This is a genomic window from Pseudonocardia sp. D17 (genome assembly GCF_036984265.1).
Taxonomy (GTDB): domain Bacteria; phylum Actinomycetota; class Actinomycetes; order Mycobacteriales; family Pseudonocardiaceae; genus Pseudonocardia; species Pseudonocardia benzenivorans.
Genome location: NZ_BPRG01000045.1, coordinates 86,211 through 99,557 on the forward strand (window position 1 = coordinate 86,211; position 13,347 = coordinate 99,557).

11 protein-coding genes are annotated in these 13,347 nt (G+C 74.5%); 2 read left to right on the plus strand and 9 right to left on the minus strand.

The window, feature by feature from the left end; genetic code table 11:
• The 4 genes from PSD17_RS09120 to PSD17_RS09135 are packed head-to-tail and all read right to left on the minus strand — an operon-like array spanning position 1 to position 5,001.
• Positions 1 to 1,488 (minus strand): adenylate/guanylate cyclase domain-containing protein, encoded by a 1,488-nt coding sequence (locus tag PSD17_RS09120; RefSeq protein ID WP_339122374.1) that lies wholly within the window; start codon positions 1,486 to 1,488, stop codon positions 1 to 3.
• 26 nt (positions 1,489 to 1,514) lie between these two features.
• Positions 1,515 to 2,345, minus strand: a complete 831-nt coding sequence (locus PSD17_RS09125) for a MaoC/PaaZ C-terminal domain-containing protein (RefSeq protein ID WP_013678164.1) — start codon at positions 2,343 to 2,345, stop codon at positions 1,515 to 1,517.
• The gene (locus tag PSD17_RS09130; RefSeq protein ID WP_339122388.1) at positions 2,345 to 3,706 is read right to left on the minus strand and encodes a 3-oxoacyl-ACP reductase; all 1,362 of its coding nucleotides are present in this window, start codon (positions 3,704 to 3,706) and stop codon (positions 2,345 to 2,347) included. The genes PSD17_RS09125 and PSD17_RS09130 overlap by 1 nt, the downstream gene beginning before the upstream one ends.
• 14 nt (positions 3,707 to 3,720) lie before the next feature.
• Positions 3,721 to 5,001: an acetyl-CoA C-acetyltransferase gene (locus PSD17_RS09135; RefSeq protein WP_013678166.1), complete on the minus strand. Its 1,281-nt coding sequence runs from the start codon at positions 4,999 to 5,001 to the stop codon at positions 3,721 to 3,723.
• Between the two features lie 77 nt (positions 5,002 to 5,078).
• On the opposite strand from PSD17_RS09135, the gene PSD17_RS09140 reads away from it, so the two are divergent.
• Positions 5,079 to 5,711 carry a TetR family transcriptional regulator gene (locus tag PSD17_RS09140; protein WP_013678167.1) on the plus strand — a complete coding sequence of 211 codons (633 nt, stop codon included), beginning with the start codon at positions 5,079 to 5,081 and terminating at the stop codon, positions 5,709 to 5,711.
• Positions 5,708 to 7,612, plus strand: coding sequence for an acyl-CoA dehydrogenase family protein (locus PSD17_RS09145; protein WP_339122375.1), 1,905 nt, complete (start codon positions 5,708 to 5,710; stop codon positions 7,610 to 7,612). The genes PSD17_RS09140 and PSD17_RS09145 overlap by 4 nt, the downstream gene beginning before the upstream one ends.
• A 15-nt stretch (positions 7,613 to 7,627) precedes the next feature.
• On the opposite strand, the gene PSD17_RS09150 is transcribed toward PSD17_RS09145, so the two are convergent.
• From PSD17_RS09150 to PSD17_RS09170, 5 genes are all read right to left on the minus strand, one after another.
• On the minus strand, positions 7,628 to 8,554 hold the full coding sequence (locus tag PSD17_RS09150) for an NADP-dependent oxidoreductase (RefSeq protein ID WP_013678169.1): 927 nt from the start codon (positions 8,552 to 8,554) through the stop codon (positions 7,628 to 7,630).
• A gap of 174 nt (positions 8,555 to 8,728) precedes the next feature.
• Positions 8,729 to 9,337: a DinB family protein gene (locus PSD17_RS09155; protein WP_339122376.1), complete on the minus strand. Its 609-nt coding sequence runs from the start codon at positions 9,335 to 9,337 to the stop codon at positions 8,729 to 8,731.
• 52 nt (positions 9,338 to 9,389) lie between these two features.
• Entirely contained in the window at positions 9,390 to 10,505 is a 1,116-nt protein-coding gene (locus PSD17_RS09160) for a glycosyltransferase (protein ID WP_339122377.1), read from the minus strand.
• A gap of 18 nt (positions 10,506 to 10,523) precedes the next feature.
• The gene (locus tag PSD17_RS09165; protein ID WP_445260999.1) at positions 10,524 to 11,687 is read right to left on the minus strand and encodes a pyridoxal phosphate-dependent aminotransferase; all 1,164 of its coding nucleotides are present in this window, start codon (positions 11,685 to 11,687) and stop codon (positions 10,524 to 10,526) included.
• The gene (locus PSD17_RS09170; RefSeq protein ID WP_339122379.1) at positions 11,687 to 13,318 is read right to left on the minus strand and encodes an SDR family oxidoreductase; all 1,632 of its coding nucleotides are present in this window, start codon (positions 13,316 to 13,318) and stop codon (positions 11,687 to 11,689) included. Before PSD17_RS09170 ends, PSD17_RS09165 begins: the two co-directional genes overlap by 1 nt.
• Between the last annotated feature and the right edge of the window lie 29 nt (positions 13,319 to 13,347).

Consider the following 13,347-nt stretch of genomic DNA (forward strand, 5'->3'; position numbering starts at 1 on the left):
CTATGGCCGGCGGCGCCTCTCACGAGGGGTGGCCAGCGTCGTCGGCTCGCAGCGGCCGCGGAGGGTGACCGCGTCGCCGAGACCCCAGTGCGTTGCCTCGTCCGGGGAGGCCGACGCGACGGCGGCCGCCGACGCCAGCACCCGGCCGTCGGCCGACTTCGCCAGTTCGGTGAGGCGCGCCGCCTCGTTCACCGGGTCGCCGATCACCGTGTACTCGTAGCGACGCGGATCGCCGACGTTGCCCGCCACCGCATCGCCGGCCGACACGCCGATCCCGGCAGCGGCGTCGGGCAGCTCGGCGGCGAGCCGCGCGGCCAGCGTCCTGGCGGCGCGCAGGGCCTGCCCTGCGGGATCGTCGAGTGCCGCGGGGGCGCCGAAGACGGCGAGCGCGGCGTCGCCCTCGAACTTGTCGATCCAGCCGCCGCATTTCTCGACGACCTCGACGACGATCCCGAAGAACCGGTTGAGCAGGGCGACGACCTCGGTCGGCGGGCGGCGCGCAGCCAGCTCCGTCGAGCCGACGAGATCGACGAACAGCACCGCGACGTGCCGCACCTCGCCCCCCAGCTCGACCTCGTCCGCGGCCGCGGCGAGCGAGGCGACGTCGTGACCGACCTGGCGGCCGAACAGGTCGCGCAGCCGTTCGCGCTCGCGCAGCCCGTCGGTCATCGTGTTGAAGCCGGCCTGCAGCATGCCCAGCTCGGTGGCGTCGTAGACGGGGACGCGCGCGTCGAGGTCGCCGCGCTCGACGCGGTGCAGGGCCTGCCGCAGCGCCGCCACCGGGTCGGCGACGGCGCGGGCGGCGCCGACCGTGGTCAGGAAGCCCGAGAACAGGGCGACGAGCCCGACGGCGATCGCGATCGTCGCGAGCTGACCGGCCGGGACGTCGTCGAACACCAGTGCCGACACCGCGGCCAGGATCAGCCCGACGACCGGCACGGCCGTCCCCAGCGCCCAGAACAGCACCGACCGGACGAGCACGCCGAAGCGCATCCGCCGCCGCGGCGGGCCGTCGGCCAGCACCCGTGCGGCGGCCGGCCGCAGGATGCGTTCGGCGAGCAGGTACGACAGCGCGGCCGTCGTGATGCCGCCGAGCAGGATCGTCTCGCCGACGCTGAGCGCGAGCCGCCACGCGTACTGCAGGTTGATCAGCACGAACAGCACCGTCGCGACGAGCCACAGCACCGCCTGGACGGTCGCGAGCCGCAGCGGGCCGTAGAGCACGAGGCGCTGGTCGGCGCCGCGCCGGCGGGTGCGCAGCAGCAGGCCGCCCCACGCCAGGCCGATCGGGATGGAGACGAGCAGGTAACCGGCGAGGACGAGCAGGTTGACGGCGCGGATGCGGCCCGGGTCCTCGACCGGCCCGGTCGGCAGCACCCACGCGGCGAGCGCCACGACGATCGCCGTGCCGGTGAGGTTCGCGGCGGCGACGACGGCACCGAGCAGCAGCCGCAGGGGCCGGCCGACGACCGACCGCCCCGGCCTCACCGCTGCCGCCCCGGCATGGCGGGAGTCTAGGCCGAACGGCGCAGCGTCCCCCGCAGGTGCTCGACGCGCCCGGCCACCCCGAGGTCCCAGCCGCCGTCGACGCGCCGGGTCCGCAGCTCCACCCGCGACGGCAGTCGCAGCGGCTTGCGGAACTCGACGTCGTAGGCGACCGCGTCGTCGGTCCGGCCCTGCAGCGACGCCACCGCCCTCGCGGCCGTCCACATGCCGTGGGCGATGGCCGTCGGGAACCCGAAGGCCCTGGCGGCCAACGGGTGCAGGTGGATCGGGTTGACGTCGCCGGACACCGCCGCGTACCGACGCCCGGCGTCGGCCGGGACACGCCACGCCGCAGCGACGGGCTCGTCGGAGACGTCGGGTAGCTCGTCGGCGGCGGCCGAGATCGCGCCGGGCGGAGGCGTCGCGCCCCGCGCCAGGTACGTACTCCGGCCCGACCAGACGAGCGATCCCTCGACGGAGATCGACGTGACCAGGTCGACCTGCGCGCCCTTCGGATGCGCGACGAACCGCTCCGCGTGCACGGCGGCGCGCAGCAGCTCGCCGGCGTCGATCGCCCGGGTGGCGACGATCCGGTTGCGCACGTGGACCAGCCCCGGCAGGGGCAGCGGGAACGTCCGCCGGGCCATCAGCTCGACCTGCAGCGCGAACCCCATGACGTGCGGGTAGGTCAGCGGCAGGGTGTCCGACAGCGCGAACCCGCAGACCCGCGCGTACTCGGCGACGTGGCCGCGGTCGACGAGCACGTCGTCGCGGACGACCTCGTCGGCGGGCAGTCCCGAGCCACGGCGGGGCAGCACCGCCCCGACCGCGGCCTTGGCGTACAACGGCGCGAGCGACATCAGGCCCCCAGCATCGACTGGCCGCACACCCGCACGACCTGCCCGTTCACCGCGCCCGACGACGCCTGGCCGAGCCAGCCGATCGTCTCGGCGACGTCGACGGGGAGGCCGCCCTGGCGCAGGCTGTTGACGCGCCGCCCGGCCTCGCGGGTGCCGAGCGGCATCCTCGCGGTCATCTCCGTCTCGATGAACCCGGGCGCCACGGCGTTGATCGTCGCGCCGTGCTCGGCGAACCGCGGCGCGAGGGCGCGCACCATGCCGATGATCCCGGCCTTCGACGCCGCGTAGTTCGTCTGGCCGCGGTTGCCCGCGATCCCGGTCTGCGACGACACGCACACGACCCGGGCGTCGGGGCCGAGCAGGCCGGGCGCGGCGAGCAGGGCCTCGTTGATCGTCAGCTGGGCGCCGAGGTTGACGGCCAGCACCGCGTCCCACCGTTCGGCGTCCATGTTGGCCAGCAGCTTGTCGCGGGTGATGCCTGCGTTGTGGACGACGAGGTCGACGCGCCCGAAGCGCTCCTCGACGAAGGAGAGCAGGCGGGACGCGGCGTCCGACGCGGTGATGTCGAGCTGCAGGGCGGTGCCGCCGGTCCGGTTGGCCACCGCCGCGAGGCCTTCGCCGGCCGCGGGGACGTCGACGGCGACGATCGTCGCGCCGTCGCGGGCCAGGGTGTCGGCGATCGCGGCGCCGATGCCGCGCGCGGCGCCGGTGACGACGGCGACGCGTCCCGCCAGCGGCCGCTGCGGGTCGGCGACCCCGGCGGCCTCCGCGGCGCCGACGTGCACGACCTGACCGTCCACATAGGCCGACCGCGCGGACAGGAGGAACCGCACGGTCGACTCGACGGCCGCGGGCGTGGTGTCGACGTCGACGACCACCATGTTCGCCGTCGCTCCGGCTCTCAGTTCCTTCGCGACCGACCGCACGAGCCCGTCGAGCGCCTGGGCGACGGCGACAGCTTCCGCGTTGCCCTGTGAGTGGCGATGGTCGCCATGGCGACCATCGCCACTCACGGGGCCGAGCAGCAGGAGCCGGCCCGACGGGGCGAGCTTTCGCACCGCGGGGGTCAGTATCCGCTGGGCCTCAGCCAGCTCGGAGAGCGTCGCGATCTCGGTCAGGTCCAGGACGACGGCCGCCAGCTTCTCGTCGCCCGTCTCCGTGACGACCGTGGCGCCGTGCTCGGCGACCAGCGCCGCGATGGGCTTGGCGAAGCGGCCGTCGCCGACAGCCGCGACGAGCGCAGGACCGCCTTCCAGGAGCGGCTGGCCTGGTGAGTAGCGGCGCAGGACCGGGATGCGGGGGGCGCCGAGCCGACGGGCGAGGCCGGTGTTGGACCAGTCCCGCAAGGTGTCGGCCGGCATCTTCGAAGGAGGCATTACGCACCTTCCAGGATCGCGACGACGCCCTGGCCGCCCGCGGCGCAGATCGAGATCAGCCCGCGGCTGCCGGGGCCCTTCTCGTGCAACAGCTTCGCCAGCGTCGCGACGATCCGCCCGCCGGTCGCGGCGAAGGGGTGCCCCGCGGCGAGCGACGACCCCGTGACGTTCAGCCGGGAGCGGTCGATCGCGCCGAGCGGGGCGTCGAGCCCCAGGCGCTCCTTGGCGAAAGCCGGGTCCTCCCAGGCCTTGAGGGTCGCGAGGACGGTGGAGGCGAAGGCCTCGTGGATCTCGTAGAAATCGAAGTCCTGCAACGACATGCCGACGCGCTCGAGCAGCCGCGGCACGGCGAAGACCGGGGCGGTGAGCAGCCCGTCACGGCCGTGGACGTAGTCGACCGCGGCGGTCTCGGCGTCGACGACGTGCGCGAGCACGGGCAGCCGGTGCTCGGCGGCCCACTCGTCGGAACCGAGCAGGACGAGCGCGGCACCGTCGGTCAGCGGGGTGGAGTTGCCGGCGGTCATCGTCGCGTCGTCCCCGCGACCGAAGACCGGCTTCAGCTTCGCGAGCGTCTCGACCGACGAGTCGGGACGCAGGTTGTCGTCGCGGGTGAGGCCGAGGTAGGGCGTGACCAGGTCGTCGAAGAACCCGCGCTCGTAGGCGGCGGCGAGGTTGCGGTGCGAGGCGGCGGCCAGCTCGTCCTGCTCGGTGCGGCCGATCCCCCACTCCTTGGCGGTGACCGCGGCGTGCTCGCCCATGGACAGGCCGGTGCGCGGCTCGGCGTTGCGCGGGATCTCGGGGACGATCTGCCCCGGCCGCAGCTTCCCGACGAGCTTGACGCGGTCACCCAACGACCGCGCCGAGTTGAGCGCGACGAGCACCTTGCGCAGGTCCTCGTTGACGGCGATCGGCGCGTCGCTCGCGGTGTCGACGCCGCCCGCGACGCCGGACTCGACCTGGCCGAGCGCGATCTTGTTGGCGACGGCGATCGTTGCCTCGAGCCCGGTGCCGCAGGCCTGCTGGATGTCGTAGGCCGGGGTGGCGGGCGAGAGCCTGCTGCCGAGGACCGCCTCGCGGGTGAGGTTGAAGTCGCGCGAGTGCTTGAGAACGGCACCGGCGACGACCTCGCCGAGCCGCTCGCCGGAGAGCCCGAAGCGGGCGACGAGCCCGTCGAGGGTGGCGGTGAGCATGTCGAGGTTGGACGCCCGCGCGTAGCGACGGTTGGCCCGCGCGAACGGGATGCGGTTGCCGCCGATGACGGCAGCGCGCCTGGCCGGCATAGAGATCTCCTCGGGTCGGGTGCCCCGGTGTTACCCACCGGTAGCTAGTACTCAAAGTACACGGTACTGTCGGTTCCGTGAAACCCGTCCGTGATCGTCGGAGCAGCAGGTGGGACACCCACCGCGAGCAGCGCCGCGCCGAGCTCGTCGTCGCTGCGATCGAGGCGGTCCGGGCCCACGGGGCGGGCGTCGGGATGGACGACGTCGCCGCCGCGGCCGGGACGTCGAAGACGGTGGTCTACCGGCACTTCCAGGACCGGACGGGCCTCTACGTCGCGGTCTGCGAGGCCGTCGCCGCGACGCTCGTCACGCGCATCCGCGCCGCCGTCGACACCGCCCGCGACGCCACCGGCAGCCCGCACGCCATGGTCGCCGCGGGCATCGACGCCTACCTGTGGCTGATCGAGAGCGACCGCGAGGTGTACCGGTTCGTGGTACACCGACCGCTGCTCGACAGCGGTACGACGGACCCCGTGACCGACCTGACGACGGTGATCGGCGACCACGTCGCGCAGGTGATCGACTCCGCCGTGCACGACCCGCGTGCCGCCCGCTCCTGGGGGCACGGCGTCGTCGGCCTGGTCCGCGGCGCCGCCGACGACTGGCTCGCCCGCCCCGACGGCACCACCCGCGCCGAGCTCACCGCCCGGCTCACCGATCTCGCCTGGACCGGGCTCGCCGGTCTGCGCACCCCGGAGGTGACCCCGTGACCACCGCTGTTCCGACCGATCCCCGCCTGCACGCACTGCGCACGCTGCTCGACGGACGATGGTCCGCCGTGCGGGAAGAGGTGCGCGAGCAGATGGGCCGCTTCCGGCCCGTCGAGCCCGGGCTGTCGACGGAGGAGTACCGCGCCCGGGTCCTCGAACTGGTCCACGAGCTCGCCGCGACCAAGCGTCCCCATGCCGGGTTCGCGCCCGAGTACGGCGGCGAGGGTGACGTCGGCGGGACCGTCGTCGGTTTCCAGACGCTCGGCTACGGCGACCTGTCGCTGCTGGTCAAGGCCGGCGTGCAGTGGGGCCTGTTCGGCGGGGCGGTCCAGGTGCTGGGCACTTCCCGTCATCACGACGAGTATCTGCGCCCGATCATGGACGGCGAGCTGCTCGGCTGCTTCGCGATGACCGAGACCGGGCACGGGTCCGACGTCCAGAACCTGCGCACCACCGCCACCTACGACCCCGACACGCACGAGTTCGTGATCGACACCCCCGAGCCCGGCGCGCGCAAGGACTACATCGGCAACGCCGCGCGCGACGGCCGGATGGCCGTCGTCTTCGCCCAGCTCGTCACCCGCGGCGAGACGCACGGCGTGCACGCCTTCCTCGTCCCGATCCGTGACGACGCCGGCGCCGCGATGCCCGGCGTCACGATCTCCGACTGCGGCGAGAAGGCGGGCCTGAACGGCGTCGACAACGGGCGGCTGGTGTTCGACCACGTCCGCGTCCCGCGCGGCGCGCTGCTCAACCGGTTCGCCGACGTCGCCGAGGACGGCACCTACTCCAGCTCGATCGAGAACGAGAACCGCCGGTTCTTCACGATGCTCGGCACGCTCGTGCGCGGCCGGATCAGCGTCGCGGGGGGTGCGGGCAGCGCCGCGCAGAAGGCGCTCGCGCTCGCCATCCGCTACGGCGCGGTCCGCCGCCAGTTCGCCGACCCCACCACCGGCGAGGAGGTCGCGCTGCTCGACTACCGCGCACACCAGCGCAAGCTCCTCCCCGCCCTCGCGACGACCTACGCCCTGCACCTCGCGCAGGAGGACCTCGTCGCCGAGATGCACCGCCTGCAGGCGCCGGGTGCCGTCGGCACCGACGAGCAGGCGCAGCGCGACCTGGAGTACCGCGCGGCGGGGCTCAAGGCCGTCGCCACCTGGCACGCGACCGCGACGATCCAGGCCTGCCGGGAGGCCTGCGGCGGGGCCGGCTATCTCGCCGAGAACCTGCTGCCGCAGCTCAAGGCCGACTCCGACGTCTTCACGACGTTCGAGGGCGACAACACCGTCCTGCTCCAGCTGCTCGCCAAGGGATTGCTGTCGGAGTACGGGCGCCGCGTCGGCAAGCTGGGGCCGCTCGGGACGGCCCGGTTCGCAGCGGGTGTCGTGGCGGAGTCGGCGGCCGAGAAGACCGGGCTCAACAAGCTGTCGCACCGCGTGAAGGCCTTCGCCCCCCGCTCGGCCGACGCGCAGTCGCGGCTGCTGCACGACCGCGCCGAGCACCTGCTGGCGAGCCTCGCCCGCCGGCTGCGGCCGGCGCTCGCGGACGGCGCCGACCAGTTCGGCATCTTCAACGACGCCCAGGACCATCTCCTGCACGCGGCCCGCGCACACGTCGACGCCGTCGTGTACGACGCCGTCGCGACGGCCGTCGACCAGGTGACCGACGTCCCCGCCCGGGAGCTGCTCGCACAGGTCCGCGACCTGCACGCGCTGTCGGTGATCGAGGCCGACCGGGCGTGGTTCCTGGAGCACGGACGGCTCACCGTCGCCGAGTCGCGGGCGGTCACGGCAGCGGTCAACGAGCTCTGCGCGAGCCTGCGCCCGCACGCCCGGCTGCTGGTCGACGCCTTCGGGATCCCCGAGAGCTGGCTCGACTGCCCGCTGTTGCACACCCGGTGAGCGACGGCCGGGGGGTCACATCCGCAGGACGACCTTGCCCATCGCGTGGCCGGACTCGACCGCGGCGAGGGCCTGCGGGGCCTCGTCGAGCGGGCGGACGTCGACCACGTGCGGCGAGAGCGAGCCGTCGGCGACGAGCGCGGCGACCTCGGAGTAGACCTTCGTCGTCCGGCGTCGTTCGACGTCACGCCCGCCGAGCTCCTTGACCAGCGTCTTGTCGGCGATGCTGATCAGGTTGGCCGGGTCCTTGACCAGGCCTGCGACCTCGCGCAACGCGTCCCCGCCGACCATGTCGAACACCGCGTCGACCCCGGCGGGCAGCAGCTCGCGGACCCGGTCGGCGACGCCGGGCCCGTACCCGACGAGCGTCGCGCCCAGCGACTCGACGAGCTCGCGCTTGCCCTCGCTCGCCGTGCCGACGACCGCGACCCCGCCGTTGCGTGCCAGCTGCGCCGCAGCCACCCCGACGCCGCCGCCGATGCCGTTGACCAGCAGCGTCGCGCCCTCCCGCAGGCCGAGGGAGACGATCCCGTCGTAGGCGGTGCAGACCGCGACGGGCAGCGCGGCCGCGTCGGTCCACGCCACCTGTGGCGGCTTGTGCGCCGACGACGCCGCCCACAGCAGGCTGTACTCGCCGTACCCGCCCGCGGTCGGGGCCGTCGAACCGAACACCTCGTCGCCCACGGCGAAGCCCTCGACATCCTGGCCGACACCGCGCACGATCCCGGACACCTCGCGCCCGAGCACGGCGGGGAACCGGGACGGCACCGGGCCGGGGCCGCCGCTGCGCGACTTCCAGTCGGCCGGGTTGATCCCTGCCGCGCGGACCTCGACGAGCAGCTCGCCCGGACCCGGCTCGAGCATGGGCAGGTCCAGGAAGAGCTGGTTCTCGGGGCCGCCGACGGCGCTGAAGCCGTAGGCACGGAAGGTCGCGGTCGTCATGTCACTGTCCTACCCCGTCGCGGCGGGAAGGGCTTGGCCGCGGGTGCACGAACCCCTGCGCACCGGCTCGCCCCCGTTACCTCCCCGCGCGCAACCTCACGGTCGCCCCGGCGCGTTCCGACGACCGTGAGGTTGCGGCCGGGTCTGGTGCGCGACCTCACGGCTCGCCCGAGTTCAGCGCGGCGCGACGCCGAGGTCGTGCAGGTGGTGTTCGACGTCGTGCAGGAAGTACCGGGACAACGTCGCGACGGTGAAGACACTGCCGTCGCCGCGGCGCGCGGGGCGGTCCCACTGGTCGGGGCGCACCGCGTCCCACGACGCCGCGATCCGCTCGCCCGCATCGACCAGCTCCGCCGCCACCACGGCCGGGCCCTGCAGGTCGTAGCGGTCCTCGCGGGCGGTGACGTCCTGGTCCCAGTCGGCGAACTCCGGGTCCTCGGCACGCAGCATCAGCGCGAGCCGCTCGTCGAAGATCCGGAAGACGTCGCGGACGTGGCAGCCGTACTCGAGCGCCGACCACGTCGCGGGGTCCGGCCGCCGCGCCGCGCCGGGCGCCGCGAGGGCGGCGCGGTACCCGGGCAACGCCGCCCGCACCCGGTCACCGACCTCGGCCGGGGCGACGCCGCGGGTGTCGAGCCCGCACTCCGGGCAGGCCTCGTCGAGAACCCAGGTCCAGTCCTTGCCGTCGGGGACGATGCCGTCGGGAACAGGGCTGCCCGGGGCGGGGCCGCCGGGAACGGGGCCGCCCGGGACGGGGCCGTCGGGGACGATCGTGTCGGTCATCGGACGAGCCTCGGTCGTGAGTGGCGATGGTCGCCAGAGCGACCATCGCCACTCACAGTCGATTTACCGCCATCACGACGTCGGACGGGTCGGGCATCGCGGCGATCTCGTCGCGGACCGCGGCCGAGGCGGAGCGCAGGTCCGGGTCGTCGACGAGCCGGGTCAGGGCGGCGGCCGTCAGTCCCGAGGGCTCGACGGCCAGGCCCGCGCCGCGCCGCGCGACGAGCCCGGCGTTGTACCGGCGATCCCCCGGCCCGGTCACGACGAGCTGCGGGGTCCCGGCCGCGAGCGCGGTCAGCACCGTCCCCGAGCCGCCGTGGTGCACGACGGCGGCGGCGTGCCGAAGGGCGGCCGACATCGGGATCCAGCCGACGGCGCGCACGTTGGGCGGCAACGTCCGGCGACTCGTCCGGCTGGACGGGCGGACCAGCACGATCTCGGCGTCGACGTCCGCGGCCGCGGCGACGACACGCGGCATCGGGTCCGCGCCGCCCGGGCCCGCCACGGTCGACCGGCTCACCAGGATCCTGGGCCGGGCAGTCGGTTCGGTGAGCCAGTCGGGCAGGCCCGCGCCGTCGTCGGGCACGGCGCGCATCGGCCGCCCGGCCCGGTCCCCGACGACGCTGCGCGGCGCGATCGTCACCGTCGCCGCGGGCGGGGGCAGCTCGTCGAGTAGGCCGTGGCGGCGCAGCGCCCGCCGGAACAGCGGGCTGCGGACGACGGCCTCGACCAGCGACGGACCGTCGTGGAGCGAGTTCTCCTGCAGCACCGCGGGGATCTCCAGCCGGGACGCGGCGAGGGCGCCCGCGGGGGCCAGCGGCTCGTACACGATCACCTCGGCGCCGAACCGGCCCGCGACCGCGACGACGGCGTCGGCCAGTCCCTCGTTGACCGCCCCGAACAGCGGCCCGACGACGCTCGTCCCCGCCCGCCCCGCCAGCTCCCGGCGGGCCAGCCGCGGATGGGCGAGCATCGTGCGGGCGGCGCAGCGGGCGAACGAGACGTCCTGCGCGACGTCGACGACCCCGATTCCTCCCGTGTCGCGGCGCGCGGCGTCGCCCCCGCTCGCGATCACGACCTCGTGGCCGTCGTCGGCGAGCGCGTGCGCCAGCGGCAGCATGGGCAGCAGGTGCCCGACGAGCGGTGCCGCGACGACGAGGATCCGCACGTCAGCGCCCCGACATCGTCACCGCAGGCCCGCCAGGCGGCCGGCGGCCTCGGTGAGCACCTCGTCGCGCTTGCAGAAGGCGAAGCGCACCAGCGGCCGCGTCGCCTCGACACCCTCGGGGGACGACGCGAACACCGAGACGGGCACGGCCGCGACACCGCACAGCGTCGGCAGGTCGTAGGCGAGCTTGTAGCCGTCCTCGAACCCGAGCGGGCGCCCGTCGACGACGACGAAGTACGTCCCGCGCGGCTGGTAGACGGTGAAGCCCGCCTCGCGCAGGCCCGCGGACAGCAGTTCGCGCTTGCCGCGCAGCGACGTCGCGATCCCGGCGTAGAACTCGTCGGGGAGCCCGAGCGCGGCGGCCACGGCGGGCTGCAGCGGCGCGCCCGCGGTGTAGCTGAGGAACTGCTTGACCGCGCGGGTGGCCGCGACCAGCTCCGACGGGCCGTGGATCCAGCCGATCTTCCAGCCCGTCACCGAGAACGTCTTGCCCGCCGACGAGATCGTCAGCGTCCGCTCGGCCATCCCGGGCAGGGTCGCGATCGGGATGTGCGGCACGTCGAAGGTCATGTGCTCGTAGACCTCGTCGGACACGACGATCGCGTCGTGCTCGGTGGCAAGGTCGGCGATCAGCTGCAGCTGCTCGCGGTCGAACACCGCACCCGTCGGGTTGTGCGGGGAGTTGAGCAGGACCATCCGCGTGCGCGCGGAGAAGGTGGCGCGCAGCTCGTCGGGGTCGAAGCTGAAGTCGGGGGCGCGCAGCGGGACCGTCCGCAACGTCGCCCCGGAGAGCGCGGTCATCGCCGGGTACGAGTCGTAGTACGGCTCGAACGCGATCACCTCGTCGCCCGCCGAGCACAGCGACAGGACCGCCGACGCGATCGCCTCGGTGGCGCCGACGGTCACGAGCACGTCGGCCGGGTCGACCTCGAGGCCGTAGAAGCGCTGCTGGTGGGCCGCGACGGCCTCGCGCAGCGCGGGGACGCCGGGCCCGGGCGGGTACTGGTTGATCCCACCGGTGATGTTCGCCGCCGCGTCGGCCAGCAGGCTCGCGGGGCCGTCGGTGTCGGGGAAGCCCTGGCCGAGGTTGATGGCACCGGTGTCGACCGCGAGCTGGGTGATCTCGGCGAAGATCGTCGAGGTGAAGGGCGTCATACGCTCGACCAGCATGGTCACCGACACTAGCCGCGACGCGCCACGGCCCGCACGAGGCGGGGCGTGAGACGCGACGCCAGCAGGCCCACGTGGGCCTCCGCGGTGACGGGCGCGACAGCCAGGTCCTTCTCGACGGCGCGCAGCAGCTTCCGCGCGACCCGGTCGGGGGTGTAGCCGCGCCGGCGGTACGCCGCGGTCGCCGCGTCCCGGCTGCGCTGCTCGGTCTCCGGGTCCTGGCCGGCGAAGCGGGCCGTCGCGGTGATGCCGGTGTGCACGAATCCCGGGCACAGCGCCGTCACGCCGATGCCCTCGTCGGCCAGCTCGGCGCGCAGGCTCTGCGACAGCGCCAGTACCGCGGCCTTCGTCGTCGCGTAGGCGCTCATCGAGCGGTGCGGCAGGAACGCCGCCGCCGACGCCACGTTGACGACGTGCCCGCCCTCGCCGCGCTCGCGCATCCGCGGCACGAACGCGCGGCAGCCGTGCACGACGCCCCACAGGTTGACGTCGACGATCCGCCGCCACTCCTCCTCGGTCGTGGCGGTGAACGGACCGGCCATCCCGATGCCGGCGTTGTTGACGACGACGTCGGGCACCCCGTGCTCCTGGGCGACCTCGGCGGCGAACTTCTCCACGGCGCGGGAGTCCGCGACATCGACCTCGTACGCGGCGCCGCCCGTCGCGACCGCGGTCTCCGACGCGGCGGCGAGGTCGACGTCGGCGCCCACGACGAACGCGCCCTTCGCCGCGAACGCCTTCGCCGTCTCCCGCCCGATCCCGCTCCCCGCCCCGGTCACGACGACGACCTGCCGCGCACGGACCGGCTCCGGGCCGCCCGCGACGTGGGCCTCGATCTCCCGCACCGCCCGGGCGACGACGTCCGGGCGGGTCAGCGGCAGCCAGTGCCGGCCGGGCACCTCGCGCACCCACAGCCGGTCGGCGAAGCCCTCGGCCGACCGGGCCAGCGACGGCCCGACGTAGGCGTCGCCGCGCGGTGCGATCACCTGCACCGGCACCCGGGTCACCCGTCGCTGGGGCGAGCGCACCCGGTCGCCGATGTTGGCGCGGTAGAGCTCCAGCCCGTTGACCGCGGTCCGGACCGACGGCCGCGCGACCCCCTCGCGACGGGCCAGCGCCGCCCCGAAGATCCCGCTGCGCCAGGCCAGGACGGGCAGGACCGGCAGCCGGAAGAACGAGATGTACCAGGACTTCCGGGCCTGCCTGCGCCGCTCGCGCGCCGACGCGGTACGGAACCAGCGTCCGATGTGGTCGAGGCACGGCCCCGAGATCGAGGTGAAGGAGGCCAACCGCTCGCGGAAGTCCGGGTCGGTGACGAGGTGCCACGACTGCACCGAGCCCCAGTCGTGCGCCAGCAGGTGCACGGGCGCGTCGGGGCTGACGGCGTCGATGACCGCGGCGAGGTCGGCGGCGAGCCGGTCGACCCGGTAGGCGTCGCGGCGGCGCGGCGCGTCGGACTCCCCGGCACCCCGCATGTCGTAGGTCACGACGTGGTGGTCCGCGGCGAGGTCGTCGACGACGCCGTCCCACACGTGCCGATCGTCGGGGTAGCCGTGCACGGCGACGACCGTCGGCCCCGCCGGGTCGCCGTGCTCGCGCACGGCGAGGCGCAGACCGTCGGCCGTCCGGATCTCCTCGACCATGCCGCCCACCCTATTGACGATCACCGGCT

Excerpts from the sequence above, each read along its gene's own strand:
- PSD17_RS09130 (WP_339122388.1), bottom strand. The coding sequence starts at position 3,706 with ATGCCGGCCGACACCTTGCGGGACTGGTCCAACACCGGCCTCGCCCGT.
- PSD17_RS09170 (WP_339122379.1), bottom strand. The coding sequence starts at position 13,318 with ATGGTCGAGGAGATCCGGACGGCCGACGGTCTGCGCCTCGCCGTGCGC.
- PSD17_RS09155 (WP_339122376.1), bottom strand. The coding sequence starts at position 9,337 with ATGACCGACACGATCGTCCCCGACGGCCCCGTCCCGGGCGGCCCCGTT.
- PSD17_RS09150 (WP_013678169.1), bottom strand. The coding sequence starts at position 8,554 with ATGACGACCGCGACCTTCCGTGCCTACGGCTTCAGCGCCGTCGGCGGC.
- PSD17_RS09135 (WP_013678166.1), bottom strand. The coding sequence starts at position 5,001 with ATGCCGGCCAGGCGCGCTGCCGTCATCGGCGGCAACCGCATCCCGTTC.
- PSD17_RS09125 (WP_013678164.1), bottom strand. The coding sequence starts at position 2,345 with ATGTCGCTCGCGCCGTTGTACGCCAAGGCCGCGGTCGGGGCGGTGCTG.